Source organism: Tissierella creatinophila DSM 6911 (assembly GCF_001940565.1).
Classification (GTDB): Bacteria; Bacillota; Clostridia; order Tissierellales; family Tissierellaceae; genus Tissierella_A; species Tissierella_A creatinophila.
Map to the genome: position 1 here is coordinate 70,614 of NZ_LTDM01000022.1, position 26,395 is coordinate 97,008.

At 30.8% G+C, this 26,395-nt stretch carries 23 protein-coding genes and 1 riboswitch; of the genes, 21 read left to right on the forward strand and 2 right to left on the reverse strand.

The window, feature by feature from the left end:
• The first annotated feature begins 99 nt into the window (after positions 1-99).
• The 11 genes from TICRE_RS07030 to TICRE_RS12955 all read left to right on the forward strand — a co-directional run bounded on the left by TICRE_RS07030 (position 100) and on the right by TICRE_RS12955 (position 15,126).
• On the forward strand, positions 100-768 hold the full coding sequence (locus TICRE_RS07030) for an N-acetylmuramoyl-L-alanine amidase (RefSeq protein ID WP_075726526.1): 669 nt from the start codon (positions 100-102) through the stop codon (positions 766-768).
• Positions 769-997: 229 nt separating this feature from the next.
• Positions 998-2,293, forward strand: coding sequence for a transglutaminase domain-containing protein (locus TICRE_RS07035; RefSeq protein ID WP_075726528.1), 1,296 nt, complete (start codon positions 998-1,000; stop codon positions 2,291-2,293).
• 269 nt (positions 2,294-2,562) lie between these two features.
• Entirely contained in the window at positions 2,563-3,687 is a 1,125-nt protein-coding gene (locus tag TICRE_RS07040) for a DegT/DnrJ/EryC1/StrS family aminotransferase (RefSeq protein WP_198927514.1), read from the forward strand.
• A gap of 1 nt (position 3,688) precedes the next feature.
• Positions 3,689-4,969, forward strand: a complete 1,281-nt coding sequence (locus TICRE_RS13750; protein ID WP_075726532.1) for a NeuD/PglB/VioB family sugar acetyltransferase — start codon at positions 3,689-3,691, stop codon at positions 4,967-4,969.
• Between the two features lie 116 nt (positions 4,970-5,085).
• The gene (locus tag TICRE_RS07050; RefSeq protein WP_075726534.1) at positions 5,086-6,339 is read left to right on the forward strand and encodes a glycosyltransferase family 4 protein; all 1,254 of its coding nucleotides are present in this window, start codon (positions 5,086-5,088) and stop codon (positions 6,337-6,339) included.
• A 19-nt stretch (positions 6,340-6,358) separates the two neighbouring features.
• Positions 6,359-7,624 carry a nucleotide sugar dehydrogenase gene (locus tag TICRE_RS07055; protein ID WP_075726536.1) on the forward strand — a complete coding sequence of 422 codons (1,266 nt, stop codon included), beginning with the start codon at positions 6,359-6,361 and terminating at the stop codon, positions 7,622-7,624.
• Between the two features lie 2 nt (positions 7,625-7,626).
• Entirely contained in the window at positions 7,627-8,757 is a 1,131-nt protein-coding gene (locus TICRE_RS07060) for a glycosyltransferase family 4 protein (protein WP_075726538.1), read from the forward strand.
• Between the two features lie 14 nt (positions 8,758-8,771).
• Entirely contained in the window at positions 8,772-9,896 is a 1,125-nt protein-coding gene (locus tag TICRE_RS07065) for a glycosyltransferase (protein ID WP_075726540.1), read from the forward strand.
• A gap of 12 nt (positions 9,897-9,908) precedes the next feature.
• A complete protein-coding gene (locus TICRE_RS07070; RefSeq protein WP_075726543.1) occupies positions 9,909-11,210 on the forward strand; it encodes an O-antigen ligase family protein in 1,302 nt (433 codons plus the stop codon).
• Between the two features lie 13 nt (positions 11,211-11,223).
• Positions 11,224-12,363: a non-hydrolyzing UDP-N-acetylglucosamine 2-epimerase gene (gene wecB / locus TICRE_RS07075; protein WP_075726545.1), complete on the forward strand. Its 1,140-nt coding sequence runs from the start codon at positions 11,224-11,226 to the stop codon at positions 12,361-12,363.
• A 114-nt stretch (positions 12,364-12,477) separates the two neighbouring features.
• Positions 12,478-15,126, forward strand: a complete 2,649-nt coding sequence (locus TICRE_RS12955) for an SH3 domain-containing protein (RefSeq protein ID WP_084191884.1) — start codon at positions 12,478-12,480, stop codon at positions 15,124-15,126.
• A 49-nt stretch (positions 15,127-15,175) separates the two neighbouring features.
• Here TICRE_RS12955 and TICRE_RS07100 read toward each other — a convergent pair whose 3' ends face one another.
• Positions 15,176-16,171, reverse strand: a complete 996-nt coding sequence (locus TICRE_RS07100; protein ID WP_075726547.1) for an LCP family protein — start codon at positions 16,169-16,171, stop codon at positions 15,176-15,178.
• Positions 16,172-16,349: 178 nt separating this feature from the next.
• Here TICRE_RS07100 and TICRE_RS07105 point away from each other — a divergent pair, with 178 nt between their 5' ends.
• The 8 genes from TICRE_RS07105 to deoC all read left to right on the forward strand — a co-directional run bounded on the left by TICRE_RS07105 (position 16,350) and on the right by deoC (position 24,201).
• Positions 16,350-17,210 carry an NAD(P)H-hydrate dehydratase gene (locus tag TICRE_RS07105; RefSeq protein ID WP_075726549.1) on the forward strand — a complete coding sequence of 287 codons (861 nt, stop codon included), beginning with the start codon at positions 16,350-16,352 and terminating at the stop codon, positions 17,208-17,210.
• Positions 17,211-17,288: 78 nt separating this feature from the next.
• A riboswitch (Lysine riboswitch) is annotated at positions 17,289-17,475 on the forward strand.
• Between the two features lie 92 nt (positions 17,476-17,567).
• Positions 17,568-18,377 (forward strand): transporter substrate-binding domain-containing protein, encoded by an 810-nt coding sequence (locus TICRE_RS07110; protein ID WP_075726550.1) that lies wholly within the window; start codon positions 17,568-17,570, stop codon positions 18,375-18,377.
• A gap of 24 nt (positions 18,378-18,401) precedes the next feature.
• Entirely contained in the window at positions 18,402-19,127 is a 726-nt protein-coding gene (locus TICRE_RS07115) for an amino acid ABC transporter permease (protein ID WP_075726553.1), read from the forward strand.
• A 23-nt stretch (positions 19,128-19,150) separates the two neighbouring features.
• Complete coding sequence (locus TICRE_RS07120; protein WP_075726555.1) at positions 19,151-19,885, forward strand: amino acid ABC transporter ATP-binding protein; 735 nt, start codon at positions 19,151-19,153, stop codon at positions 19,883-19,885.
• Between the two features lie 100 nt (positions 19,886-19,985).
• Positions 19,986-22,034, forward strand: coding sequence for a methyl-accepting chemotaxis protein (locus tag TICRE_RS07125; RefSeq protein WP_075726556.1), 2,049 nt, complete (start codon positions 19,986-19,988; stop codon positions 22,032-22,034).
• Positions 22,035-22,135: 101 nt separating this feature from the next.
• A complete protein-coding gene (gene deoD, locus TICRE_RS07130; RefSeq protein ID WP_075726558.1) occupies positions 22,136-22,837 on the forward strand; it encodes a purine-nucleoside phosphorylase in 702 nt (233 codons plus the stop codon).
• A 68-nt stretch (positions 22,838-22,905) separates the two neighbouring features.
• Positions 22,906-23,091 (forward strand): hypothetical protein, encoded by a 186-nt coding sequence (locus tag TICRE_RS07135; RefSeq protein ID WP_075726560.1) that lies wholly within the window; start codon positions 22,906-22,908, stop codon positions 23,089-23,091.
• 453 nt (positions 23,092-23,544) lie between these two features.
• Positions 23,545-24,201, forward strand: a complete 657-nt coding sequence (gene deoC, locus TICRE_RS07140; RefSeq protein WP_075726561.1) for a deoxyribose-phosphate aldolase — start codon at positions 23,545-23,547, stop codon at positions 24,199-24,201.
• Positions 24,202-24,349: 148 nt separating this feature from the next.
• On the opposite strand, the gene TICRE_RS07145 is transcribed toward deoC, so the two are convergent.
• Positions 24,350-25,255 carry a D-alanyl-D-alanine carboxypeptidase family protein gene (locus TICRE_RS07145; protein ID WP_075726564.1) on the reverse strand — a complete coding sequence of 302 codons (906 nt, stop codon included), beginning with the start codon at positions 25,253-25,255 and terminating at the stop codon, positions 24,350-24,352.
• Positions 25,256-25,596: 341 nt separating this feature from the next.
• On the opposite strand from TICRE_RS07145, the gene TICRE_RS13470 reads away from it, so the two are divergent.
• Positions 25,597-25,770, forward strand: a complete 174-nt coding sequence (locus TICRE_RS13470) for a hypothetical protein (protein ID WP_198927515.1) — start codon at positions 25,597-25,599, stop codon at positions 25,768-25,770.
• A gap of 14 nt (positions 25,771-25,784) precedes the next feature.
• Positions 25,785-26,348: a hypothetical protein gene (locus TICRE_RS07150; protein WP_075726565.1), complete on the forward strand. Its 564-nt coding sequence runs from the start codon at positions 25,785-25,787 to the stop codon at positions 26,346-26,348.
• The last annotated feature ends 47 nt before the right edge of the window (positions 26,349-26,395 follow it).

Below are 26,395 nucleotides of genomic sequence, written 5' to 3' on the forward strand. Positions count from 1 at the left end.
CTATCCTATGATAGTAAATAAAAACTATCTCACTATATATATAGTGATGCATAAAATATAGAAAGTAGTGTGCATAAAATATAAAAAGGAGATGGTAAAATGGCAATACTTTGTTTTGACTACGGTCATGGGGGAGAAGATCCTGGTTCAGTTTATAAAGGGAGAAAGGAAAAGGCAGATAATTTAGAGATAGGAAAACTAGTTGCATCAGAAGTAAGACGTCATGGTATAACAGTTGATGAGACTAGAACCTCAGATAAAACTGTTAGCTTAAAAGCAAGAAGTGATTTTGAAAAGAAAAAAAAGTATGACTTTTTTATATCTTTTCATAGAAATGCATTTGAACCTGAAAAGGCTAGAGGGGTAGAAACTTACACTTATCTAAAAGGGAGTCCCAAGGCTAAAAGTTTAGCTAGAAAGATTCAAAAATCTTTAGTCGATGTAGTATTTGTAGATAGGGGAGTAAAGACTGCAAACTTTCATGTTTTAAGGGAAACCAGGTCTCCTGCAACCTTGATAGAAATTGGATTTATAGATAACACTCTTGATAATGAAATATTTGTAAAGAAAAAAGAAAAGATAGTAAAAGCTATAACTATCGCTATATTAGAAGAACTCAATATAAAATATAAAGAAGAAAATGAGGGAAAAGAAGATCTTTTATATAGGGTTATAGCGGGAGCTTTTAAAGACAAAGAAAATGCACAAAAGAGAGTAAAGGCTTTAAAGTCAGCTGGATTTGATGCGTATATCAAGGTGGAGAAATAGGTTGCTTCTTAGGAAGTAGCCTATTTTTTTTAATAAATATTGTATATTAAAGCACAATATTTATTAATTGAATTAAATTTAAAACTAAACAATAAAAGATTAAATAACAAAAATGGTAAAAGTATTCCAATTTATACCGATATAATATATAATGGCTCATGTAATCGACATGTAATAAGTATGAAATTGAAATGAAATTATATATTTTAAAAAAATAAGGAGGAAAAAAATGAAAAAGGTTAAAAAAATTATTTTATTTACATTTGTATTGTTTGTTTTGACAAATAATACTGTTTTAGGTGAGAAACTACATATGGTAAAAGGCATTAAGGGAAACAAAAGTGAAAAAATAGGTATAAGTGATGTTGGTATTGCGATTAAACCTATTAAGCCTAATGGAAATGAAGAGATAGGAGATTTTATTGTTTCAAGCAACTCTAGCATTCCAAGCAGTCCAAGTAAATCTACTAATCCTAATAGTTCTATAAATCTTAATGAGCTTAAAAAAGTGATGAGAAAAGAATTTGAATCTTTTAAATCTGATTTCATTATCGAGTATAAAGGAAATATAACTATTGAAAAGGTAAGAGAAGCTATACAAGATATCTATAATGATGGCTCATATATAGGAGGGGCTATATCATCTATAACTCCTAGGGTTATAAGTCTAGGAAATACAACGGAGATAAGTTTTTCAGTAAAGTATTATAATACTTTAGAAGAAGAAAAATTTATAGATTCAGAAGTAAGTAGGATTTTAAAGGCTATAATAAAGCCTAATATGAGCGAATTTGAAAAGGTAAGAGCAGTTCATGATTATATAGTAAATAATACAACTTATACTAAAAATACAAAAAAGACTCCTCATTCAGCTTATACCGTGTTTAAGGAAGGAAAAGGAGTTTGTCAAGGATACACACTTGCAGCTTATAGACTTTTAGATGCCCTAGGTATAGAAAACTATTATGTTGTGGGTAAAAGTATGGGTAAAACAAGCTGGGGTGCTCACTGCTGGAGCCTAGTTAAGATAGGTGGAAAATATTATAATATGGATATTACAAAAGATGATCCACTTGTAACTGATGGAAATGATATATTAAGTTATAAATACTTTTTAGTTTCAGATAAGAAATTTTCTCAAACTCACAAAGCTAATAGAGATGTTCTTCCTAAAGCTACTGATTCCAAGTATGAAATCTTAAATGGGGCTAGAGATCCTTTTGAGTATGAGGGAAATTTATATTTTGGAAATAAAAATGATAACAATAAATTATATAGTTTTTCTTTAAAGACTTTAAAGCTTAGAAAAGTAACTGATGCAAAAGCTCCATTTGTTGTAGCAGCTAAAGGTACAATATATTTTAGCAATTACTCGCAAGGAGGATATATTTATAAAACAGATTTAAATGGAAAAAAATTAACTCGAGTAAATAAAGTGCATTCTACAAATTTAAAACTAAAAAATAGAAAGATAACTTTCATTAATAAAACTACAAACAAATTAGCAAGTATAAATACAATGTAAATAGTGGAGGAAACAAAAGAGCTAGAAATTTTTCTAGCTCTTTTATCTGTAAACTTAAAATTTAAGGAGTTATCCATGGGGGGTATTTAGCCAATGGTTAATGACTAAGAGTGATAAGAAATGGTTATTATATAAATAATATGAGTAGAAAAATCAATATTAAATGGTTGTAATCTTCCATTTATGTTATAATATACTATTGAGAATAGACTTTAAATAAGCATCATACTTTTTATATAAAGTTTAAAAAGAAAGTTGAGGTATATATTGTGAAAGAAAAAATTGTTTTGGCTTCACCTCATATGGGAGGAAATGAAGAAAAATATGTAAAAGAAGCTTTTGAATCCAACTGGATAGCACCTTTGGGGCCTCAAGTAGATAAATTTGAAGAAGATATAGCCAGGTATTCCGGAAAAAAATATGCGGCGGCACTTAGTTCAGGTACCGCTGCTATCCACTTAGCTCTTATAACTCTTGGGGTTAAAAAAGGAGACAAAGTCTTTTGTTCAGATCTTACATTTGCTGCAAGTTGCAATCCTATTGTTTATCAAGGGGCTACTCCTATTTTTATAGATAGCGAGAGAGAAAGTTTTAATATGAGTCCTATTGCCCTTGAGAAGGCTTTTAAAGAGCATAAACCTAAAGCTGTGATAGTTGTTCATTTATATGGACAATCTGCAGATATGGATAAGATAAAAGAGATATGTCATAGAGAAGGAGTTCCTATAATAGAAGATGCAGCAGAATCACTTGGAGCTACATACAAGGATAAGATGAGCGGCACTATAGGAAGACTTGGAGTATATTCTTTTAATGGAAATAAGATCATCACAACTTCTGGTGGAGGAGTACTTATATCAGATGAAGAAGACATTATAAAAAAGGCTCGATTTTTAGCTACTCAGGCGCGTGAACCACAAAGGTATTATGAGCACAAAGAACTTGGATTTAATTACAGATTGAGCAATATTTCAGCTGCTATTGGTAGAGGTCAACTTGAGATTTTAGAAAAAAGAGTAGCCCAAAAGAAACATATATATGATACCTATAAAGAAGGATTTAAAGATATAAAAGAAATCTCTATGAATCCTGTGTGCGACTATGGAAGTCCAAATTATTGGTTATCTGTTATGGTTATAGATAAAACATCAAGCATAACACCACTTGATGTGATACTAGCTTTAGAAGAAGAAAATATAGAAAGCCGTCATGTATGGAAACCTATGCATATGCAGCCATTTTTTAAAGAGTATCCATTCTACAGTAGTGAAGAAGGTGATATGTCTGTAGGAGAGGATATATTTAAAAGGGGACTTTGTCTTCCGTCTGACACAAAGATGAGTGAAGAAGATATTCAAAGAGTAATAAAGACTATAAAAAAATTGTGGAGATAATATGGTATATAGACGTTTTTTTAAAAGACCAATAGATTTCATTCTGTCTTTAATAGCTATTATAATACTTAGCCCTGTTTATATCATAACAGCTATTTTAATAAGAATAAAACTAGGCTCACCGGTACTTTTTAAGCAAAAAAGGCCTGGTTTAAATGGTGAAATTTTTTGGATGTATAAATTTAGAACTATGACGGATAAAAAAAATGAAAATGGCGAACTTCTAGATGATGAATTTAGAATGACTAGATTTGGAAATATGCTTAGATCTACAAGTTTGGATGAACTTCCAGAGCTATTTAATATTTTAAAGGGAGATATGAGTATTGTAGGCCCTAGGCCTTTACTTGTGGAGTATTTACCTTTATACAATGACGAACAAGCCAGAAGACATGAAGTAAGACCGGGTCTATCTGGTCTTGCTCAAATTGGCGGAAGAAATGCAATTAGTTGGGAAGAAAAGTTTAAACTAGATGTAGAATATGTGGACAATATAAGTTTTATAGGTGATATTAAAATTATCCTTATTACTATAAAAAAAGTATTTGTTAGAGAAGGAATAAATTCAGAGGATTCAGTTACGATGGAGCGTTTTAAAGGAACTAAAGTAGAGAGTAGTCACCATTTAGAAGGGGATAAAAATCTTATGAAAAAAGAACTTGTTATAATTGGTGCAAGTGGCCATGGAAAAGTTGTTTCGGATATAGCATTAAATTTAAATAGATGGAATAAGATTTCTTTTTTAGATGATAATCTATCTTTAAAAACTTCTATGAACTTAGATATTATAGGCACTATAGAAGATGCTCCTAAATTTATAGATAAAGCAGAGATGTTTGTAGCGATAGGAAATAACAGTATAAGAAAAAGAATACAAGAAGATTTAAAGAGTAAGGGAGCTAATTTAGTGAGCTTAATCCATCCAAGTAGTATTATAGGATCCCATGTTAATATAGGACTCGGTACTGTCATAATGCCCGGAGCTATTGTAAACTGCGAAACTACTATAGGTGAAGGCTCTATTATAAATACTGGTTCTACAATAGACCATGACAATATTATTGGGAACTATGTTCATATATCACCAGGAGCACACTTAGCCGGTACTGTAAGGGTAGGAGATAGAACTTGGATAGGTGTTGGAGCTATAGTATCAAACAATATAAATATTTGTGAAGACTCTACCATAGGTGCAGGTGGAGTAGTTGTTAAAGATATAGATATAAAAGGAACATATGTAGGAGTTCCTGTTAAGATAATAAAGATTAAGGATAAAACTTAAAAGTTGTCTTAAGGGTAGAGTCTAAAACAAAACTTTATTTCTAAGGCTTTTTATTTACATATACATGTTTTGTGATATAATTTGAAGGTATAGTTGTTTTATAATTGGAGGAAATTATGAATAATAAGAAATATAATATAGTTATATTAAACCATCATGCAGGCTCTCCAGATGTTGGAGGTGGGGGGAGGCATTTTGATATTGCAAAAGCTCTTAGTGAAATGGGTCACAAGGTAGCGGTTTTAGCTTCTTCATATAATAATAGCAAAGACGAATACTACTGTGATGAGGAAATAATGAGACACAAGTTTAATGATAATTTAGAATTTATAAGGATTAGAACAACTCCTCCTTATAAGGATAATATAGGTAGATTTAGAAACTACTATGATTATATGAAAAAAGCTTCTCAGTTTGATGATTTTGGATTTGTTCCAGAGATAGTTATAGCTTCATCAGTACATCCTTTTTCATGGCCGGCAGGATTTGAAATAAGTAAAAGACATAAGGCAAAGTTTATAGTAGAAGTAAGAGACCTTTGGCCTCTTAGCATGTATGAAGATTTTAGTGGTATCATGAGAAAAGGAGTATTTACATTCTTTGAAGGTCTTGAAAGAAAATATTACAAATTAGCTGATGCTATAATAACAACAGCACCATTTGCCTATGAGTATATGGAAGAAAAGTTTAATATAGATAAGAGAAAAGTTTTTTATATTCCCCATGGAATAGATTTAGAAGAATTTGATAAAAACAAGGTAAAAGATTTAAACAATTTAGAATCAGGATTAGAAGATGTACTTAAAAACAACTCATGTATAACCTATACGGGATCATTTTCTAAAAGCGAAGGACTTCCTACATTTGTAGAGTCTGCAAAATATTTAAAGGACTTAGATTTAAAATTTGTAATAGTAGGTAGTGGACCTGAAGAAGATACTATGAAAGATATAATAGAAGCAGAGAGTCTTGAAAATGTATCTATATTTGGGATACAATCTAAGGATAAGATACCAATTATACTAGAGAACTCTAAGATACTATTTTGTGGTCTAAAAGAGAGAAAAGCTTTTTATTATGGAATAAGCAAAAATAAATTTTATGACTACATGGCCTCTAAAAAGCCTATAATTTTCGCATCAAGTGTGAGGGAGAGTTTAATTGACAAATCTGTATCTGGCAAGACAATAAAGCCTAATGATCCTTTAAACCTTGCTAATACCATTCGTGAAATCTATAAGGATATAGATACAGTGGGAAAAGAATATGGGCAAAATGGGAGAGAGTATGTAGAAAAAAATCATACAAATATGAGAATTACAGAACAGTTTTTAAATGTAATAGATTATGTTAGTAAAACTTCAAACTAAAGATTAGGAGAGTAAAACAATGGGAAATAAAAAATTGTGTGTAGTGGGATTAGGTTATATAGGGCTTCCTACAAGTGCTATGTTTGCAACTCATGGATATCAGGTATATGGAGTAGATGTAAATAAAAGAGTTGTAGATGCTTTAAATGATGGAAAGGTCGTTATCGAAGAACCATATTTAGATATATTGGTTCAAGCAGCAGTTAGATCAGGACACTTAAAGGCTGATACTAAGCCGCATGAAGCGGATGCATTTATCATAGCAGTACCTACACCTATGAATGAAGATAAGACAGCAGATATGAGATATGTAATATCAGCATCAGAAATGATAGTTCCATATTTGAAAAAAGGGGACATAGTTATACTTGAGTCTACATCTCCTACTGGAACTGTAGAAAATATACTAGTACCTATATTGGAAAAATCTGGACTTAAGATAGGAGAAGAACTATTTGTAGGACATTCTCCAGAGCGAGTTCTTCCTGGTAAAATCCTTTGGGAGCTTGTAAACAATGATAGAATAGTGGGAGGCGTAAATAGAGAATCTGCTAAAAAGATAAGAGACCTTTATAAAATATTTGTAAATGCAGAAATCTTTCTAACTACAGCTACTACAGCTGAAATGTGTAAGATGATGGAAAACACATATAGAGATGTAAATATAGCTCTTGCAAATGAATTAGCTAAAATCTGCGAAAAAACAGGTATAAACGCTTGGGATGTTATAGAATTTGCAAATAAACATCCTAGAGTAAATCTTCACCAACCAGGACCTGGAGTAGGTGGACACTGTTTAGCAGTTGACCCTTGGTTTATTGTTGAAAAGAATCCAGAATTAGCTAAGATAATAAGACTATCTCGTGAAACAAATGAATCTATGCCAGAGTTTGTATCTCAAAAGATAAATGGTATACTTGAAGATATAAAAGGGGTAAATACAGTTACGATCCTTGGAATAACTTATAAGCCTAATATAGATGATATGAGAGAGAGTCCTATTACTGAACTTGTAGAACTTTTAGAAAAGCAAAATATAAATGTAAAGATTTATGATCCTCATGTAGATTTAGAAAAGCATCAATATAGTAGTATCGTTGAAGCAACAAGTGGCAGTGATCTTTTGGTCTTAGCAGTAAATCACGATATATTTAAAAATTTACCACTTGGTGAGATATCTAAAGCTATGAAACATAAAAACATATTGGATACTAGAAACTTTTTAGATGAGGAAAAGATAAAAGATGAAGGGTTTAATTATTATTTACTAGGTAAGGGAGAATAAGGATGAAAGTATGTATAATTAGAAATGCTGAAGCCAGAACAAATGCCTCTTTAAAGAGAGTAATAAGTGGTGTATTGTCATCTGGAAATACCCCTATTTTACTTACTAGAAGCAGATATAGCAAAGAAAAGGGAGTATTTAAAAGAGAATATTCTCAGGAAAATGAGCTTATAGATAATTATGAAATAAATATAAAAGCTCAAACAGGTAGAGGCCTAAGTAATATCTTTCAGCTTTTAAATTATCAATTTGTCGTGCTAAAATGGCTTCTAAAAAACAAAGATAAATTTGATATTATACATGCTTTTGATCTAGATGCAGGACTTATGGTCTATCTATTTAGTAAGTATAGCAAGAAAAAATACATTTATCATATAGCAGACTTTTATATAGATAGTAGAGGGATAAATTCTAATCTTTTAAGGAAACTAGTTAGAAAACTAGAATATAGTGTTATAAACAATGCTCAAACTACTATTATATGTACAGAAAAAAGAAGAGAGCAGATAGCTGGAAGTAAGCCTAAGGATTTATTAGTACTTCATAATACTCCAAGTAAAAAAGAGATACTAGAAAGTTCTTTTAAAAATGATAAGATTACCTTTACTTATGTAGGAGGCTTAACTCGTAATAGGTTTATAGAAGATATAATAGATATATTTAAAGAAAATAAAAACTTTCAACTAAGACTTGCGGGTATGGGAAATGTGGATCAGTATGCTAAAGAAATGTCTCTTGAAAATGATAATATAGAATATTATGGTATGATTGATTATGAAGAGGCTTTAAAACTCTATGCTAAGACTGATGTGATGTTTGCAATTTATGATCCTAAAGTACCAAATTATAGATATTCGGCTCCAAACAAGGTATACGAAGCTATGATGTATGGTAAACCTATCATAGTAGCTCAAAACACTGGTGTAGATAATATAGTTTTAGATGAGAAAATGGGTTTTTCTATTCCGTATTCAAAGGATGGCTTTAAAGAAATATTAAAATCAATAGAAAAAGACCCTTCTGTTTTAGAAAAAATGGGAAAGAATGCTAGTCTTTCTTATGAAAAGTATTCTTGGAATGTTATGAAAGATAGACTTGTAGATTTATACAAAGATATTGAGATAAAACTATAGTAGGAGAGGGATATATGTATATTTTAATTTTATCTAGGGGTTATCCCACAAAAGAAAATAAAATACTTGGGATATTTGAAATGGATCAGGCAAGGGCGTTAAAAAGATTAGGCCATAAAGTAGTATTTTTATCTACTGATATTAGATCTATCAGAAGAAAGAGGAAATGGGGATATGAGAGAAAAACTATAGATGGAATTGAAATATATGGAATGAATATACCTCTTGGAAAAGTACCTCCCTTTATAGCAAATAAGGCATCTTCTTTGGCTATAAATTATCTTTATAAAAAGGTTATTGAAGAAGAGGGGAAGCCAGATATACTACATGCGCATTTCACTCATCAGGGATATTTGGGAAGTTTGTTGAAGGAAAAATATGGTATACCATTAGTAGTTACAGAACATTCTTCTCATGTTAATAAAGATAATATAAGAGCAGAACTCGTAGAAAAGGGAAATATAGCATATAAAAATGCAGATAGTCTTATAACTGTAAGCCCAACTTTAAAAAAACGAATCCAAGATAAATTCGGAGTGGATTCCATTTATATACCCAATATAGTGGATACTAGTTTATTTAAGTATCAGCCTCGGGAAAAAAAGAAACAATTTAGATTTGTTTCTACAGGCCATCTTATTCCAATTAAGGGAACGGAAACTACTATAAATGCATTTTATAAGGCCTTTAATGACAATGAGAATGTAAGTTTAACTATCTTTGGAGAAGGTAATGAAAGAAAGAAGTTAGAAACCTTAATAAGAGATTTAGGTTTAGAAAATAGAATAAAACTAATGGGTCAAACCGCTAGGGAAGATATGGCTAAAGAGTACAATAGCAGTGATGCATTTGTACTTGCTTCAAGGAGTGAAACTTTTGGAGTCTCTTATATAGAGGCATTATCTTCAGGCCTTCCTGTTTTAGCTACAAAATGTGGTGGACCTGAAGTGTTTGTAAACAATGAAAATGGTATGCTCTCTGATGTGGATGATGTGGATGGTTTAGCTAAAAACATGAGATTTATATATGAAAATGTGGATAAATTTAACAATCAAGAGTTATCACAAAGGGCAAGAGAAGAATTTTCTTCAAACAGTATAGGAGAAAAAATAGTGGAAGTATATAGAAGCATTTTATAAAGAGGAGTTTATATGGGAAAGATATTATATTTAATAGTTGCATCAGCTTTTTTAGGTGCAGGACTATTTTCGATAGATATTAGAATAATGCAACTTAGTTTATATAGGCTTAGTTTATTTGCTATGGTTTTTTATCTATTAATAAACAATCTCTTATTAGATAAAAAGGTCAATATAAGAATTAAGGATAGACAAAGTTTTATTATAAGATTTTATTTGTTTTGGGTTATATATGCCATTTATTCTTTGGCATGGGTACTTGATTTAACATCTGGACTTAAAATTTTATTTTTCATAGGTACTGGATTTTTATGTATTTGGTTATTTTCTACTTTTGTTAGAAAAGAAAAGGATTTTAAAGGTATTTTTAATACAATATTTTTGATGATTATTTTACATAATGCTTTGGCATGGTTTGAACTTCAAACTGGAAGATATTTTTTTGCAGATCTTAAAAAGATTGATAGATATAATAATTTTAGTTTTGATAAATCCGCTAGAGTACCTATTACGGTTTTTTCAAATACTAATGATTTTGCTACACTTATGACATTTGGGGTATTTATTTCTTTTATAGTTTTATTAAATACTAAAAAGATATGGGTTAGGATTTTAAGTTCTTTTACAATTATCTCTTCAGTTATATTGGTTTTTAGAAGTGGTTCAAGAGCTAATATGCTTGGTATTATACTAGGAGTAGTAGCAATATCTATGTTGATTATTCTTAAAAAAGTAAACAAATATGTTATTATAAGTTTAGGAATAGCAGGAATTGCTTTTGTCTTATTATATCCTCCTTTAAATGAAAGAATAATGGCCATAATAAGAAATAGAGTTCTCTCTCGTTTTGGAAGCCAATCTCTTAGTGTGAAATCCGATGAAGTTAGAGGCAATTTAATAAAAAATGGATTTATATTTCTGTTTAATACCTTAGGATTTGGTACTGGTGTTGGTAATATAGAGTATTGGATGCAAGAGAAGCAAGTGTTTTATGTTGGTAAAGTATTTAATATACACAATTGGTGGGTAGAAATACTTGTAGGATATGGAATATTTGTATTTATGGGTTATATATTTGTATATATATTAAAGACTCAAACATTGTTGATAGCCTATGTTAAATCTACTAGTGTATTTATAAGAAATACTTCCTTGGGCTTATTTGGATTTATGATAGCTTTTATAGTAAGTTCAGTATCTTCAAGCTCAAATATAAACACTGAATGGCTATGGCTTTTTTGGGCGGTACTCATTGCATTTATAGGTTATATTTTAAGGGATTTTAAAATGGCACAAAAAGTAGAAATAAACTAAAGAGGAGATAAACATGAAAAAAGTAAAAGTTTTAAGTATATTTGGCACTAGGCCTGAAGCTATAAAGATGGCACCGTTAGTAAAAGAATTGGAATCCAATGAAAAAATAGAAAGTTTTGTATGTGTAACAGCCCAACATAGAGAAATGCTAGATCAGGTTTTAGAAATGTTTCATATAAAACCAGATTTTGATTTAGATATTATGAAAGATAGACAAACTATAACTAGTATAACAACTAGAAGCTTAGAAGGATTAGAAAGAGTTATAGAAGAGCTAAATCCAGACTTGGTACTAGTTCATGGAGATACTTCTACTACATTTGCAGGAGCATTGGCAGCTTTTTATCATAAAGTTAAAGTAGGACATGTAGAAGCAGGACTTAGGACTTATGATAAATATTCTCCATACCCAGAAGAAATGAATAGAGTACTTACGGGAAATATTGCAGATTTACATTTTGCACCTACTACTACAAATAAAGAGAACTTATTAAAAGAAAATATAAATAAAGATATATTTATAACTGGAAACACTGTAATAGATGCATTAAATTATACTGTAGATAAGGATTATATCTTTAAAGATGAGTATTTAAAGGGATTAAACTTTAATGAGGAAAGATATATACTTCTTACAGCTCATAGAAGAGAGAATCTAGGAGAGCCTTTAGAAGATATTTGTAATGCAGTAAAATCTCTTATAGAAGATAATAAAGATATAAATGTGATATATCCTATGCACTTAAACCCAAGAGTAAGAGAAACTGTTAGGGGTATACTTGGTAATGTTAAAAGAGTTCATCTTATAGAACCTTTAGAAGTAACAGATATGCACAATTTAATGGATAGATGTTTTATGATAATGACAGATTCAGGTGGCATTCAAGAAGAAGCTCCAGCCCTTGGAAAACCAGTACTTGTTCTTCGTGCTGAAACAGAAAGACCGGAAGCTGTATCAGCAGGTACTGTAAAACTTGTTGGTGTTAAAGAAAAAGATATATTTAGAGAAGCAAATATTTTATTAAAAAAGCACGAAGAATATGAAAAAATGAAACATGCTATAAACCCATATGGTGATGGTCTTGCCTCAAAGAGAATAGTAAATTTCATATTATATAAATTTGGTTTAGAAGAAAAGGGTAAAGAATTCTAATATTCAATTGAAAGCTATAGTTTTATATTATATAATATAAACTATAGCTTTCAACAATTGGAAGTGTTTTTGCATAGTTCGCCGTGACTTAAGTAATTTTAGAGGGGAGATATAATGAAAAAAACAAATCAAACACCGAAAAGAGTAGTTGCTCTATCACTTGCTACTATCATAAGCTTAAACATGTCACCTATAGTATTTGCTCAGCCTGATATAGTTATTCCAAAACAAGCACCATTAGCTGTAGAAATGGAAGAGGTAAAAAAAGAAGCAGAAACTGAGGTAGAAAAGGTTGAAGAAAAGATAGAAAAAGAAGTACAACCACTTCAAGAAGAAGCTGTAGAAGTAGAAAAAGAGGAAGTTAAAAAAGAAGAAGTTAAAAAACAAGAAGTATATAATAACAAATACATAGAAACTAAAATCAGTAAGTCTAATTTACAAAGTTTTGAAATTGAAGGAAGTAAAGTTGCAAATAGCCCTCATATATTAAAGGCTAAGGCAAATAGTCAAAACGGAGTATTATATAAATTTTATGTAAAAGATTTATCTACAAATAAATGGACGGTTATACAAGATTATAGTGAAAAGACTACTGCTACTTGGACTCCTGGAAAAGATGGAGAGTACTGGTACGGAGTACATATAAAGGATAAAAAGAGTACAGAAGCTAAAGATGCACATCTTTATGTACCAATAACTATAGAAAAGCTGGAAAAAGCAAAGTTAGAAAGTTTAGAATTACAAGGTAGTGGACAAGTTGATAGTACTCATACTATAAAAGCTGCTGGTACAAGCCAAAATGGAGTATTATATAAATATTATGTAAAAGATTTATCTACAAATAAATGGACGGTTATACAAGATTATAGTGAAAAGACTACTGCTACTTGGACACCTAGTAAAAAGGGAAACTATTGGTATGGAGTTCATATAAAAGATAAGTATAGTAAAGATCCTGTAAGAGATACACATCTTTATAAAAATATTACTATAAAACCTTTAGAACCCGCTGTAGTTGATGCTTTTGAAATAGAGGGAAAGTTAGAAGCTAGAAGTCCTCAAGTTTTAAAAGCTAATGCAAGTAGCCCAAATAAAGCACTTTATAAATTTTATATAAAAGATTTATCTACAAATAAATGGACAGTTATACAAGATTATAGTGAGAAAAATACTGCAACTTGGATACCTGAAAAACCAGGAAATTACTGGTATGGAGTTCATGTAAAAGATATAGAAAGTAAAGAGATTATAAAAGATAATCATGTATATAAAAATGTAAAAATTAATCCACTTAGCCCTGCAAAACTTGAAGAACTTACAATTTCAGGTGGTGGATATGAGAAGACAAATCATATACTAAAAGCAAAGGCAAGCAGTACAAATGGCGCGCTTTATAAATTTTATGTAAAAGATTTATCTACAAACAAATGGATTGTTATACAAGACTATAGTACAAAAGATACTGCGACTTGGAAACCTAATAAAATAGGTAAATACTGGTATGGAGTTCATGTAAAAGATAAAATGAGTACCAATGATAAAGATACTCATAAATATACTCCTTTTACTATAAATCCACCAGTTTATTATAATATAAGTAACTATAGCGATACTTTAAGTCAAGCTTTAGATAAACAAATGAACGTAAGTGGTACTAAACCACAAACTTCGTATAATGGAGGATGGGTGAATGCTACTAGAAGTCAAGTAGAACAATATCTAGATCCTAGTAGATTTTTACAGTTTAAACCTGAAGGTGATATAAAACCAAATAATACAGAAGGTACTATTACAATTAGTTCTTTAAATGTAAGAAGCGGTCCTGCTACAACTTATGAAATAGTAGGAAAAACTACTCAAGGTAGAGTTCATAAGATACTTGGTGAATCAGGTGGCTGGTATTTAATAGATTTAGATGGAGTTAATGGTTGGGTATCAGGCTCTTATGTGAGCTTTACAAATTCAGGCAAGAGTGAAGATAAATATCTGATATCTCTTGAAATTACTGCAAGCGGACTAAATGTTAGACAAAACCCTGATACTGTAAGTCCAGTACTAGCAACAGTTTCAAATGGAAGTATATATGTAGTATTGGAAGATAAAGATGGATGGTACAAGATAAATGCTGGTGGAAAGATAGGTTGGGTATCAGGAGAATTTACAAAACTTATAAATGATGTTCCAAGGGAAATGTATCAGTTTATGGTGCTTTCTGGACAGTGTGGTGTAACAACTAGCCAAATGAACCATGAACTAAGAGGCAAGGGGATATTTGAAGGTAAGGGGTCTGCTTTTATAGAAGGATCTAAAAAATATAATGTAAATGAACTCTATCTTATGGCTCATGCATTTTTGGAAACTGGAAATGGAACTTCTAGCCTTGCTAAGGGTATACTTGTAAGTACTGTAGATGGAAAACCAGTAGAACCAAAAGTAGTATACAATATGTATGGAATAGGGGCGGTTGATTCAAACCCTATAAAAGGTGGAACAGAAAGAGCATATAAAGAAGGTTGGTTTACTCCAGAACTCGCTATAACAGAGGGTGCTCATTGGATATCAAAGAACTATATAAATAATCAAACATATAAGCAAGATACTTTATATAAGATGAAATGGAATCCAGTAAAGCCAGGAACTCATCAATATGCTACAGACATAGCATGGCCTTTAAAGCAAACTAGACAAATAAATATTATGATGGAGTTTTGCAGAAAGATAGAAGGAGTAATATTAAAATTTGATATACCAAAATATAGATAGATTATAGACATAAAAAAACTAGGTAAACTTTGAAGTTTACCTAGTTTTTTTATTCAACCTTAATATCATCATATATAAAAGATTTCAAAGCCTCTACATTATCTTCAAGAGTATTTGGTACTATATAAGCTACTCCATTAATTTTTTGTTCTAAGAGATAATTATTTAAAGGCAGTCTATACTTTTCAACTGTTTCTATGCCAGAAGTAAATACAAAAGTTCCAAGTGAAAGAATTTCTTTTTTGGAAAGACTAGTTTTTACAAAAGGAAGTGTAGTATTAAGTAATGAAGGATATTTACTTATTCCTGCATTTAATCCTTTGTGGATAACCTGTTCTAAGACAAATCTTTGTCTTTCAGTTCTTTCGAAGTCTCCATCGCCTGTTTTTCTTATCCTAGAATAGGCTACAGCTTGCCTACCGGTAAGATTTTGAAGTCCACTATCTGATAATTGTTTTCCTCTTTTGCCATCCATTATATTCATACCTCTAACACCCATGTTTACATATTTTACTTCATTGGGCTTTATATCTACTTCAAGTCCACCAAGGGTATCTATAATGCTTTCGAGTCCAAAAAAATCTACTGTTGCAAAATCACGTATATTCATATTAAAGTTTTGATTGATTGTTTTTATTGCAAGTTCAGGGCCTCCAAAACCATGAGCATGGTTTATCTTATCCTTCTGATGACCTGGTATATCTACATAAGTATCTCTCATAATAGATGTAAGCTTTATCTTTTTATGTACTTTATCAAGACTAGCTATTATTATACTATCAGATCTACCGCCGTTTTCTGCATCAGGTTCATCTAATCCAAAAAGTGCTATATTTATTACATCTCTATTTTCTACTGCATCATTATTTATACCAAGGTCTGTGTCATTTTTAGGAATTTTAACACTATCTACTTTATTTAGTATACTAAGACCATACATTACTCCAAATCCTAAAAGGGTAAAAATAAATATTGATGTTAGAAATACCCTGAAAAATGATCTTCTTTTTTTACGCCTATTTTTCTTATGTTCTCTACGAGACATAACTTTCCTCCTTCAATGGCTCTATTTATATAAATATATCACTTATTATACCACAATTAGACAAAATAAAGTAAAAAATATATAAAAACGACTTCAAATCTTATTTTAAATTTTTGAATAAGGTTTTCAATCCGGGGTATATATGATTAGTAGTTAAACTTAAAAAGGAGGGAAAAAAATGAAAAATTTACTTAAAAAAAGAAGACTAGACTCTCATAAGGGAGATTATGGAAGAGTTGGAGTTATTGGAGGAAGTACTGGAATGACAGGAGCGCCTTACCTATCAACACTTGCTTCACTTAGGACAGGCGCGGGTTATGCCTATACACTTGTACCCAGTGCCCTTGAAAATATAATGAGCATAAAAGTTACTGAAGGGATAGTAAGACCTATTGAAGACAATGGGGTTGGTCACTTTACCATGGAGTCTCTACAAGATATACTTATGTACATAAAAAACATGGATTCTATAGCTCTAGGGGTTGGTATGGGAGTTGATGGAGATAGAACTTATATCATAAGGGAAGTTATAAAAGCCGCAAAGGTACCGATAGTACTAGATGCAGATGCTATAAACTGTCTTTCAAATACTACACATATTTTGGACAATCATGAAAGTTCCTTAATAATAACACCACATCCTGGGGAGCTATCTAAATTTTTAGATATTAGCATAGAGGAAATACAGAAAAAAAGGGTTTATTACAGTGAATATATAGCTAAAAAATATAATATAATCGTTGTATTAAAAGGACATAGAACAGTTGTAGCATCTCCAAAATCTGGGATATACATAAATGAAACAGGTAATCCTGGTATGGCAACAGCAGGATCAGGAGATGTACTTACTGGTATGATAGCTTCTCTTTTAGCCCAAGGGTTAAACCCTTTTGATGCAACTAAACTAGGGGTACACCTTCATGGAATAGCAGGGGATCTTGCAAGGGAAAAGATAGGAGAATATGGAATGATAGCAAGTGATATTATAGCAAATATACCTTTTGCTATAAATTCATATAGCTTTAAAGACGAAAAATAGCTCTTGACAAGCCTTTTTTAAGATGATAACATTATATATGAATGTGATAACAACTTAATAAAAATCCTCACCCAAGCTGGTTGAGGTAGAGGCGCAAAGTGTTAAAAGTAGTTATTATGGAAGCTGGAAACTTGTGATATAATAATGAAAGGAACCTTTGCCGAAGCTTTAAATACCTAAAATTTAAGGCTGGGACTATATTTAATAGATATAGGACTGTCATCAATTTATTTACTCGGTAGATTGATGTTGAGCTATCTCATTTTGAGTCAGACAGGAGAGGTGTAATAAAGTCCATCAAACACCTAATAGCTATTAGGTGTTTTTTTTATACAAAAAATAAAGGGAGAGATTATTATGAAAAAAAGATTATTTAACATATTGGTATTATCACTTGTAGGACTATTTATCTTTAGCGGTTGTTCATCAAAAAAAGATACATTTAAAGTAGGGCTTGAAGCAGGATATGCTCCATTTAACTGGACACAACTTGATGATTCAAATGGAGGAGTTCAAATACAAGGTTCAAAAGAATTTGCTGGAGGATATGATGTTCAGATAGCTAAAAAAATAGCAGAGGGACTAGGCAAGGAACTTGTAATTGTAAAGACAGACTGGGATGGACTTCTTCCATCAGTTAACTCAGGAACAGTGGACGCTATAATAGCCGGTATGAGCCCAACAGCTGACAGAAGAAAGCAGGTAGACTTCTCTGACGGCTACTATACTTCAGACCTTGTAATGGTAGTTAAAAAAGGTGGGCCATATGAAGCAGCTAAAAAACTAGAAGACTTTAAAGGAGCAAAAGTTACAGGACAGCTTAACACTTTTCACTATACTGTGATAGATCAAATAGATGGCGTAGAAAAACAAACAGCTATGCCAGACTTTCCAGCTATGAGGGTAGCACTTGAATCTGGAATAATAGATGGATATGTATCTGAAAGGCCAGAAGGACTAAGTGCTTCTGCTGCAAATGATAAATTTTATATGGTAGAGTTTGAAGATGGATTTGAAGCATCAGTTGATGATAGATCTATTGCTGTAGGACTTAAAAAAGGAAGTAAACTTACTAAAGAAGTAAATAAAGCTTTAAAAGATATTTCAGAAGAAGAAAGACAACAAATTATGGAGGATGCAATTAAAAATCAGCCAGCGGCTAATTAGTAGCAATTTAAGGAGAGAAAATTAATGAGTTTTGAAGTAATGAAAGATATATTTATAAAAAACTGGCCCTTCTTTTTAAGAGGGGCTGGGATTACGCTTTGGATATCTATTATAGGAACCATAATAGGTGCTATAATAGGGCTTTTAGTAGGTGTAGTAAGAACAACACCAATACCAGAGAGTGGAGCTAAGAGAACAGTTCTAAAAGTATCAGATAGACTCCTTGATATGTATATAGGATTTTTTAGAGGTACACCTATGATGGTTCAGGCTATGGTAATATATTATGGAGTTGCATCCCAATTTGGAGTAGAGATAAATAGAATATATGCAGCTATATTTATAGTTTCTATAAATACTGGTGCATATATGGCAGAGATCGTAAGAGGTGGAATCAACTCTGTAGATAAGGGACAGTTTGAAGCAGCCCATGCTATAGGAATGAATCATGTTACTACTATGAAAGAGATAATACTTCCACAAGTAATAAGAAATATACTTCCAGCTACGGGCAATGAATTTGTAGTAAATATAAAAGATACTTCTATGCTTAGTGTTATAAGTGTTACAGAACTTTTTTTCCAAACAAGGTCTATTGCTGGAAGTACATTTAGGTTTTATGAACCATTTTTAATAACAAGTTTTATCTACCTTATAATGACTCTTACTGTTACTAAGATTCTTAGAATGTTTGAAGATAGATTAGCAGGAAGCAAAACTTATGATATGGTAGAAGAGACTATGGAATAGAAAATGGACGAAAGGATAGAAATATGGAAAAAATAATTGATATAAATCATTTAAAAAAGAGTTATGGAGAGAATGAAGTTTTAAAAGATATAGACTTCTATGTAAATAAAGGTGAAGTAGTTTCTATAATAGGATCATCTGGTTCTGGTAAATCTACGCTGCTTAGATGTATAAATTTACTTGAAAGGCCAAATGGTGGGGAGATAATCTATAGAGGTGAAAATGTCTTAAATAGCAGACAAGATATAAATAAATATAGAACTCATCTTGGAATGGTATTTCAAAACTTTAATCTTTTTAATACCTTAAACGTACTTGAAAACTGTACAGTAGGACAGATAAAGGTGTTAAAAAAAGGAAAAGAAGAGGCAAAGGAGATAGCCCTACACAATCTAAAGATTGTAGGAATGGAAAAGTATATAAATGCAAGACCAGAGCAACTTTCAGGTGGACAAAAACAAAGGGTTGCAATAGCAAGAGCCCTTTCTATGGAACCGGATGTACTCCTATTTGATGAACCAACATCAGCACTTGACCCTGAAACTATAGGAGAAGTATTAAAGGTTATGAAAGAATTAGCTAAAACTGGAATTACAATGATCTTAGTAACTCACGAGATGGAGTTTGCAAGAGATGTGTCAGATAGAGTTATATTTATGGACAATGGAGTTATAAGAGAAGAAGGAACGCCAGAACAAATCTTCAACAATCCAAAAGAAGAAAGAACAAAAGAATTCTTAAAAAGATTTTTAGCTTAGAAGGATAGGGTAACCTATTCTTTTTTATTTTATCATTAAATTTTCTTATAAAGTGTCGATATATGTAATATATAGACACAAAAAGAAAGGATGACAAAAGATGAAGTTGAAAAACAAGATTGTTCTTTTTACAGTACTCTTATGTATAGTTACTATAGTTTCTATGTCACTTATAAACTATGGTCTGTCTATAAGAGCACTGGAAAGAGAAGTAGATGAAAAGACTGAAATTGGAATTATAGTTATATCTAAAGAGTTTGATAAATGGCTGGGGAAAGAAAAGACTAATTTAGGTGAACTAATAGGAGGAATGACAGTAGCTAATAATTTTGAATTAAAGTATGCTAGAGACTATCTCGCAGCAGCAAAGGAAAGAAATGATGGGACAAACTATTACATATACTTTACTGATGGAGAGTTTATTCATCAAAATGTACCAGAGGATTATAATCCTTCAGAAAAAGATTGGTATAAGAATGCAAAGGAAACAGAGGACTTTTATGTAACTGAGCCATATATCGATAGAGACACTGGCGGAATTGTAGTTTCAATTTCAAAAGCATTTAAAACAAAAGAAGGACGAGCAGGAGTTATAGGTGTAGATATAGATTTAAATCATATAAATGAATATATTGAAAATGTAAATTTAAGTAATGGTTCATATGCATTTTTAATGGATGGAAATGGAAATATAATAAGTCATGCAAATAAAGACTTTAATCCAACAACAGAAAAGATTAAAAATGTAAAAGAACTAGCAGATGGAAAATTAGTTAAAATAATGAACTTAAAAGAAAGAAAAATAAAAGATAGAATTTTCAAAGACTATGATGGAGTAGAAAAGCTATTATTTTTTAATGATATGAGAGAAACTAACTGGAGAGTTGGTACTGCAGTCTCTTTAAATGATAGTCTTGGAATTGTTAATAATGTATTAAAGGCCACTATTATAACTGCGGTTATAATACTTATAATAGCTGGAGGTTTATCTTATATTATAGCTAATACTATTGCAAAACCTATAACTCGGGCAAGCCTTATAGCAGGGAATATTGGGAAATTAGATTTAACAGATAAGATAGATGAAGAAAGCTTGGCTCGAAAAGATGAGATAGGAGTTTTAGCAAGAGCATTTAAGAATGTAATAGATAAACTAAGTATATTTATAAACGAATTACAAGACTCAATAGATACAAATGAAGATTCATTTATTAAGTCAAGTGAGAAACTTAAATTTTTATTAAACGAAGCAGAAGATACATCGGCAACTACAGAAGAGCTATCTGCTGGTATGCAAGAGACCGCAGCTAGTGCCATGACTCTTGATGAATCAACTCGTGAGGTAAATAATGCTGTTTCAGACTTTACCCACAAGATGGAAGAGGGTTCTATTACTTCAGGTAAGATAAGTGAAAAAGCAGATGATTTAAGTGCAAAACTTATAGAGGCACAGGATCATACATTTGAAGTTTATTCTAGCACAAAAGAAGAAATAGAGGCGGCAGTTGAATCTGCAAAAGAAGTAAATAAGATAGATATACTTTCAAATACAATTCTTGCAATATCAGAACAGACAAGCCTTTTATCCTTAAATGCAGCAATAGAAGCAGCAAGGGCAGGAGAAGCTGGACGAGGATTTGCAGTTGTAGCAGATGAGATAAGAAAATTAGCTGAAAACTCAAATTCAACTGTTGGAGAAATTCAATCAGTAACTAAAGGAGTTACTTCTGTTGTAAACAAACTAGTTACAAGTGTTAATGGTCTAGTAAATTTTTTAGAAGAAAATGTAATAAGAGACTATGAGATGATAGTGGATGTAACAGAAGAATATAAAGAAGATGGAATAAGATTAAACAATATAATATCAGATTTATCTGCAACGGCAGAAGAACTTGAAGCTACTTTAAGCGAAACATTTAACACAATAAATGATATCTCAGTAACAGTGGAAGAATCTACAACAGCAACTACAAGTATAGCAGAGAAAAACTTGAATATAGTAGAAACTGTAGCAAATATAAATGAGATAATGGATACAAATAGAAAGATTTCACAAAAACTTCAAAATATAATTTCAGAAGTAAAACTATCTAAAGATAATGAAGAAGAAGTAAAAGAAAATAAAGAGCCTAAAAAAAGTTTAGCTTAAAAAATAGAGGATGAATCTTTTAGGGAATTCATCCTTTATTTTGTGGAAGACTAAGTAATCATATGATATGATAGTTTTAAGAAAATTTGAGGAGGAAAAAAATGAGTACACCACATATTAATGCAAAAAAAGGAGATATAGCTGAAACAATACTTCTTCCTGGAGATCCACTAAGAGCTAAGTTTATAGCTGAAACTTATTTAGAGGATGTAGTTAGATTTAATGAAGTAAGAAATATGTTTGGATATACTGGAACTTATAAAGGAAAAAAGATATCTGTAATGGGTACTGGCATGGGAGTGCCTTCTATAGGGATATATTCTTATGAATTAATCCATGAATTCGGAGTAAAAAATCTTATAAGAATAGGATCATGCGGAGCGTACAATAAAGATTTAGAACTATATGATATAATCCTTGGGATGGGAGCTAGTACAAACTCAAACTTTGCCAATCAATATAATCTTCCAGGGACTTTTTCTGCCATTGCTTCATGGGATCTACTTTATAAAGCAAAAAAGGTTGCAGAAGAAAAGAAAATAGATGTAAAGGTTGGAAATATACTTACAAGTGATGTATTTTATAATGATACACCAAATGTATATGAAAAATGGGAAAAGATGGGCATCCTAGCTGTAGAAATGGAAGCATATGCACTATACTGCAATGCAGTAGCCGCAGGGGTAAATGCACTTACGATTCTTACAGTATCAGACTCTCTAGTAAAAAAGATGGAAACGACAGCAACTGAGCGAGAAAAGAGCTTTACACAGATGATGGAAATAGCACTTGAACTAGCTTAAAAATATAGGCTAAAAATTCCTCGTATATAAGATTAAATATCGCACACAATATATACGAGGTGAGATATTTGAAAAAAGATAAAAGAAATTCAAGAGAAACAGATGATATTGACAGCCTTATAAAAGCTATGAATTATGAACTTGCAGGTGAAATTGGAGTAATAAGTCCAGAAGATATGAATAGAAATAAACAAGTTCCAAAGACAGAAATTAAAAGAGGAAGAAAAGATTCAAATTTAAAAAAGAAGAGATAGATTAAAAGCCTAGTTACAGCTATTTTGTAACTAGGTTTTTAAATTTTTAGATTCTTTAGGGAATTAAGGGAAGAATTCTCCATATTTCAATGGGAATTTCAATGGGAGATGAATTCCTTATTTCTTGATTTAGCATATATCTCATATATCAATATATTCGCTATTAGTTGTGTTTTACTAATAAACTGGGTATAATATACATATTAATAATAAATATATCTAAAGATAAAAAATTCATTATTAAAGTTATAGTATAATCTAAGGAGAAAAGGAATATAACTTCTAAGACAAAAGGAAAATTATAGTAGTCAAGTAAGTTCAATTGCACCAATAGTAAATAAAGATAATACTACTAAAACAAAAATAAAATATATAGGCTTATATATTGATAATAATATATTATTTGATGTAGATAGTATAAAAACTAAATAATAATAAAAAGGAGACAAGTATATGCAAATATCCAAACTAATAGATCACACTATATTAAAACCTGATGCAACAGAATTAGAAGTAAAGAAAATCTGTGATGAGGCTAAGGAATATAGTTTTAAGTCAGTGTGTGTTAATTCTACTTACGTTAAATATGTAAGTGAACAGTTAAAGGGAAGTGATGTATTAACCTGTTCAGTAGTGGGCTTTCCTTTGGGAGCTATGCCAACTGAAGTTAAATCATATGAAACTGATATGGCTATAAAAAATGGTGCTGATGAAATAGACATGGTTATAAATATTGGTGAATTAAAAGATAAAAAGTATGATCATGTTTTAAAAGATATCAAATCAGTAGTAGAAGCAGCAAAAGGCAAGACTGTAAAGGTGATTATAGAGACTTGTTTATTAGAAGATGAAGAAAAAGTTAAAGCTTGCGAGTTATCAGTTGAAGCAAGTGCTCACTATGTTAAAACATCAACAGGGTTTTCAACAGGCGGAGCTACAGAAGATGATGTTAAACTGATGAGAAAAGTAGTTGGAGATAAATTAGGAGTTAAAGCCTCTGGTGGAGTAAGAAGTTTAAAAGATGCTCAAAAGATGATTAAAGCTGGTGCATCTAGAATAGGAGCTAGCTCAGGGGTAAGTATAGTTTTGGAAGAACAAAGTAAAAATTAACAAGATCAAACCCTAGGTATAAGCATTTGTGCCTAGGGTTTATTTTTTTCTTCTATATAATAAAATAAATCCAAAAGAAATAATAAAAGAGATTAAAAAAATTAGTAAAATAGGGGATAAATAGAGATTATTTTAAATTACCATCAAATTAATCTTTATTTATCATCTCATAGAGTTTAATAGTATCTTCTATCTGTTTATTATTTGGATTGTTAAGATCTTTTAATTCCGCTCCCATAACTATTCCAATATATTCCACATCATCTTTTATAGCAAGGGTTGCCCAACATTGTCCTGCTTCATAAGTTGTCCCAGATTTACCACCTATTATCTTAAAACTATTTTGAGATAATCCATGAAGTTTTGAAAGCACAGTAGATTTGAGTGAAATCCCCTGTGGATGGTCCAAGGTAGAAGTGGTTTTGAAAGTTTCTTTGGTAAATATGGCACGAAAATGTCCATTATCTAGAGTATAATCTAAAAGTTTTGCCATATCATAGGCAGTAGTATACTGATTTTTATCATGAAGTCCTTCTGGATTGGTAAAATGAGTATTTTTGAGCCTAAGTTCAGCTGCCTTTTTGTTCATAAGATTGACAAAATCTTCGACACTCCCTGCAATATTAATAGCTAAGGAGTTGGCAGCTTCCCCACCAGAACTTAATATAGTTCCATAAAGCAAATCCCTATATGTAGTTTGTTCATTCCCATAAAACCCTGCCATTGAAGCGTTATTACTGACCATTTCCCTGTATGTATTTATATCTATTGGAGCAATAGCTGACAAATCATCTATATTTTCTAATGCTACTATGGTTGTCATAATTTTAGTTAAAGATGCAGGATAGGCTTTTGATTTATAATTTTTCTTAGCTACTTCACTTTTATCTTTACGGTTTAATACATATATGTATTTACTATTATAGTTCTCGTTAATAGAGTTTTGACTAAATACATTAATATCACCATTATATTTTTCCTTTACAAATAAAAGCCCAAATATTAAAAATGTAGTAAAAACAACTATTTTTATAAATTTAAAAAGTTTTTTCATATTTTCATCCCCCTACAATAAATAGGTTATCTTTTTTTAAAAAAGTATTTTAGCCTTAGATACCATATTATCACAAATTAAGACATTATATTTTATTTTTTATAATAATAACAAAATGACCATTAGATAAAAGCTTGTATTAGGAAGGTAAAATAAATCTTTTCCAATCAACTTTACTGATACTTTAAATTTTAAAAAATATAAATTGAACATTTTAAAGAAAATTGGGTATAGTATATAGTAATCAATACATAAGATAAATAAAAAAGATTTTGATTTAGTAGTAATTTTGATGTATAATAGTATTATAATTATAGAGTATTGTAATAGGAGGAATAGAAATGGCAACATCATCTTTTAATAAAGATTTTACTTTAAATACTAAAAAGGCAGTGGAGTCATTTGAGAGAATAATCTCTACTCCAACTAAGAGTATTAAAACGAATAAAAATTTATTTTCGCCTGAAAACGAAAGGCGAGGTGAGCAAAAATTAAAACAAATGTTATCTCGTTAAAGAAATTAATAGAAATGAGTAATGAGAGAAAAGCTCATGAACTCATTTCTATTTTTGTTTGTGAAAAGGATAAAGATATTGAAAGCTTCTTAAAAGAAAAAGCAATATTATTTGAAAAGCTTGGTAAAAGTAGGACTTATATTATAATTAATGAGGATGAAGATGAGTTTAATATATTAGCTTACTTTACATTAGCAATGCAGGTGTTAAAAATACCTGAAGATTTATTGTCAGGTCGTAAGACTAAAGCCTTGGATGGATTTAGTGGGAAAATAAGAGGTGCTAAAATTACTGAATTTCCAACAATTCTTATTGGACAAGTAGGTAAGAATGATTTACATAGAGAATTAATTTCAGGATTAGAGGTAATGGAATATTGTCTTGAAGCCATATTTAAAGGACAAGCTTTTCTTGGTGGTAGAATTGTTATGCTAGAATGTAAAGACATACCATATATAATAAATCTTTATGAAAAGTTTGGATTTCAGAAATTAGAAAGAGATTATGGGGAGGATGAACTTCTTCAAATGATTAAAATTCTTGAAGAGGATGAAATAATAGAGCCAAAAGACTACTAATAGTTTGAATATAAAATCATCAAAAATCATATTAATACCGAAATTAA

Bases quoted from the DNA above. Each gene is read 5' to 3' on its own strand.
- TICRE_RS07030 (WP_075726526.1), top strand. From the start codon at position 100: ATGGCAATACTTTGTTTTGACTACGGTCATGGGGGAGAAGATCCTGGT.
- TICRE_RS07035 (WP_075726528.1), top strand. From the start codon at position 998: ATGAAAAAGGTTAAAAAAATTATTTTATTTACATTTGTATTGTTTGTT.
- TICRE_RS13750 (WP_075726532.1), top strand. From the start codon at position 3,689: ATGGTATATAGACGTTTTTTTAAAAGACCAATAGATTTCATTCTGTCT.
- TICRE_RS07050 (WP_075726534.1), top strand. From the start codon at position 5,086: ATGAATAATAAGAAATATAATATAGTTATATTAAACCATCATGCAGGC.
- TICRE_RS07055 (WP_075726536.1), top strand. From the start codon at position 6,359: ATGGGAAATAAAAAATTGTGTGTAGTGGGATTAGGTTATATAGGGCTT.
- TICRE_RS07060 (WP_075726538.1), top strand. From the start codon at position 7,627: ATGAAAGTATGTATAATTAGAAATGCTGAAGCCAGAACAAATGCCTCT.
- TICRE_RS07065 (WP_075726540.1), top strand. From the start codon at position 8,772: ATGTATATTTTAATTTTATCTAGGGGTTATCCCACAAAAGAAAATAAA.
- TICRE_RS07070 (WP_075726543.1), top strand. From the start codon at position 9,909: ATGGGAAAGATATTATATTTAATAGTTGCATCAGCTTTTTTAGGTGCA.
- wecB (WP_075726545.1), top strand. From the start codon at position 11,224: ATGAAAAAAGTAAAAGTTTTAAGTATATTTGGCACTAGGCCTGAAGCT.
- TICRE_RS12955 (WP_084191884.1), top strand. From the start codon at position 12,478: ATGAAAAAAACAAATCAAACACCGAAAAGAGTAGTTGCTCTATCACTT.
- TICRE_RS07100 (WP_075726547.1), bottom strand. From the start codon at position 16,171: ATGTCTCGTAGAGAACATAAGAAAAATAGGCGTAAAAAAAGAAGATCA.
- TICRE_RS07105 (WP_075726549.1), top strand. From the start codon at position 16,350: ATGAAAAATTTACTTAAAAAAAGAAGACTAGACTCTCATAAGGGAGAT.
- TICRE_RS07110 (WP_075726550.1), top strand. From the start codon at position 17,568: ATGAAAAAAAGATTATTTAACATATTGGTATTATCACTTGTAGGACTA.
- TICRE_RS07115 (WP_075726553.1), top strand. From the start codon at position 18,402: ATGAGTTTTGAAGTAATGAAAGATATATTTATAAAAAACTGGCCCTTC.
- TICRE_RS07120 (WP_075726555.1), top strand. From the start codon at position 19,151: ATGGAAAAAATAATTGATATAAATCATTTAAAAAAGAGTTATGGAGAG.
- TICRE_RS07125 (WP_075726556.1), top strand. From the start codon at position 19,986: ATGAAGTTGAAAAACAAGATTGTTCTTTTTACAGTACTCTTATGTATA.
- deoD (WP_075726558.1), top strand. From the start codon at position 22,136: ATGAGTACACCACATATTAATGCAAAAAAAGGAGATATAGCTGAAACA.
- deoC (WP_075726561.1), top strand. From the start codon at position 23,545: ATGCAAATATCCAAACTAATAGATCACACTATATTAAAACCTGATGCA.
- TICRE_RS07145 (WP_075726564.1), bottom strand. From the start codon at position 25,255: ATGAAAAAACTTTTTAAATTTATAAAAATAGTTGTTTTTACTACATTT.
- TICRE_RS13470 (WP_198927515.1), top strand. From the start codon at position 25,597: ATGGCAACATCATCTTTTAATAAAGATTTTACTTTAAATACTAAAAAG.
- TICRE_RS07150 (WP_075726565.1), top strand. From the start codon at position 25,785: ATGAGTAATGAGAGAAAAGCTCATGAACTCATTTCTATTTTTGTTTGT.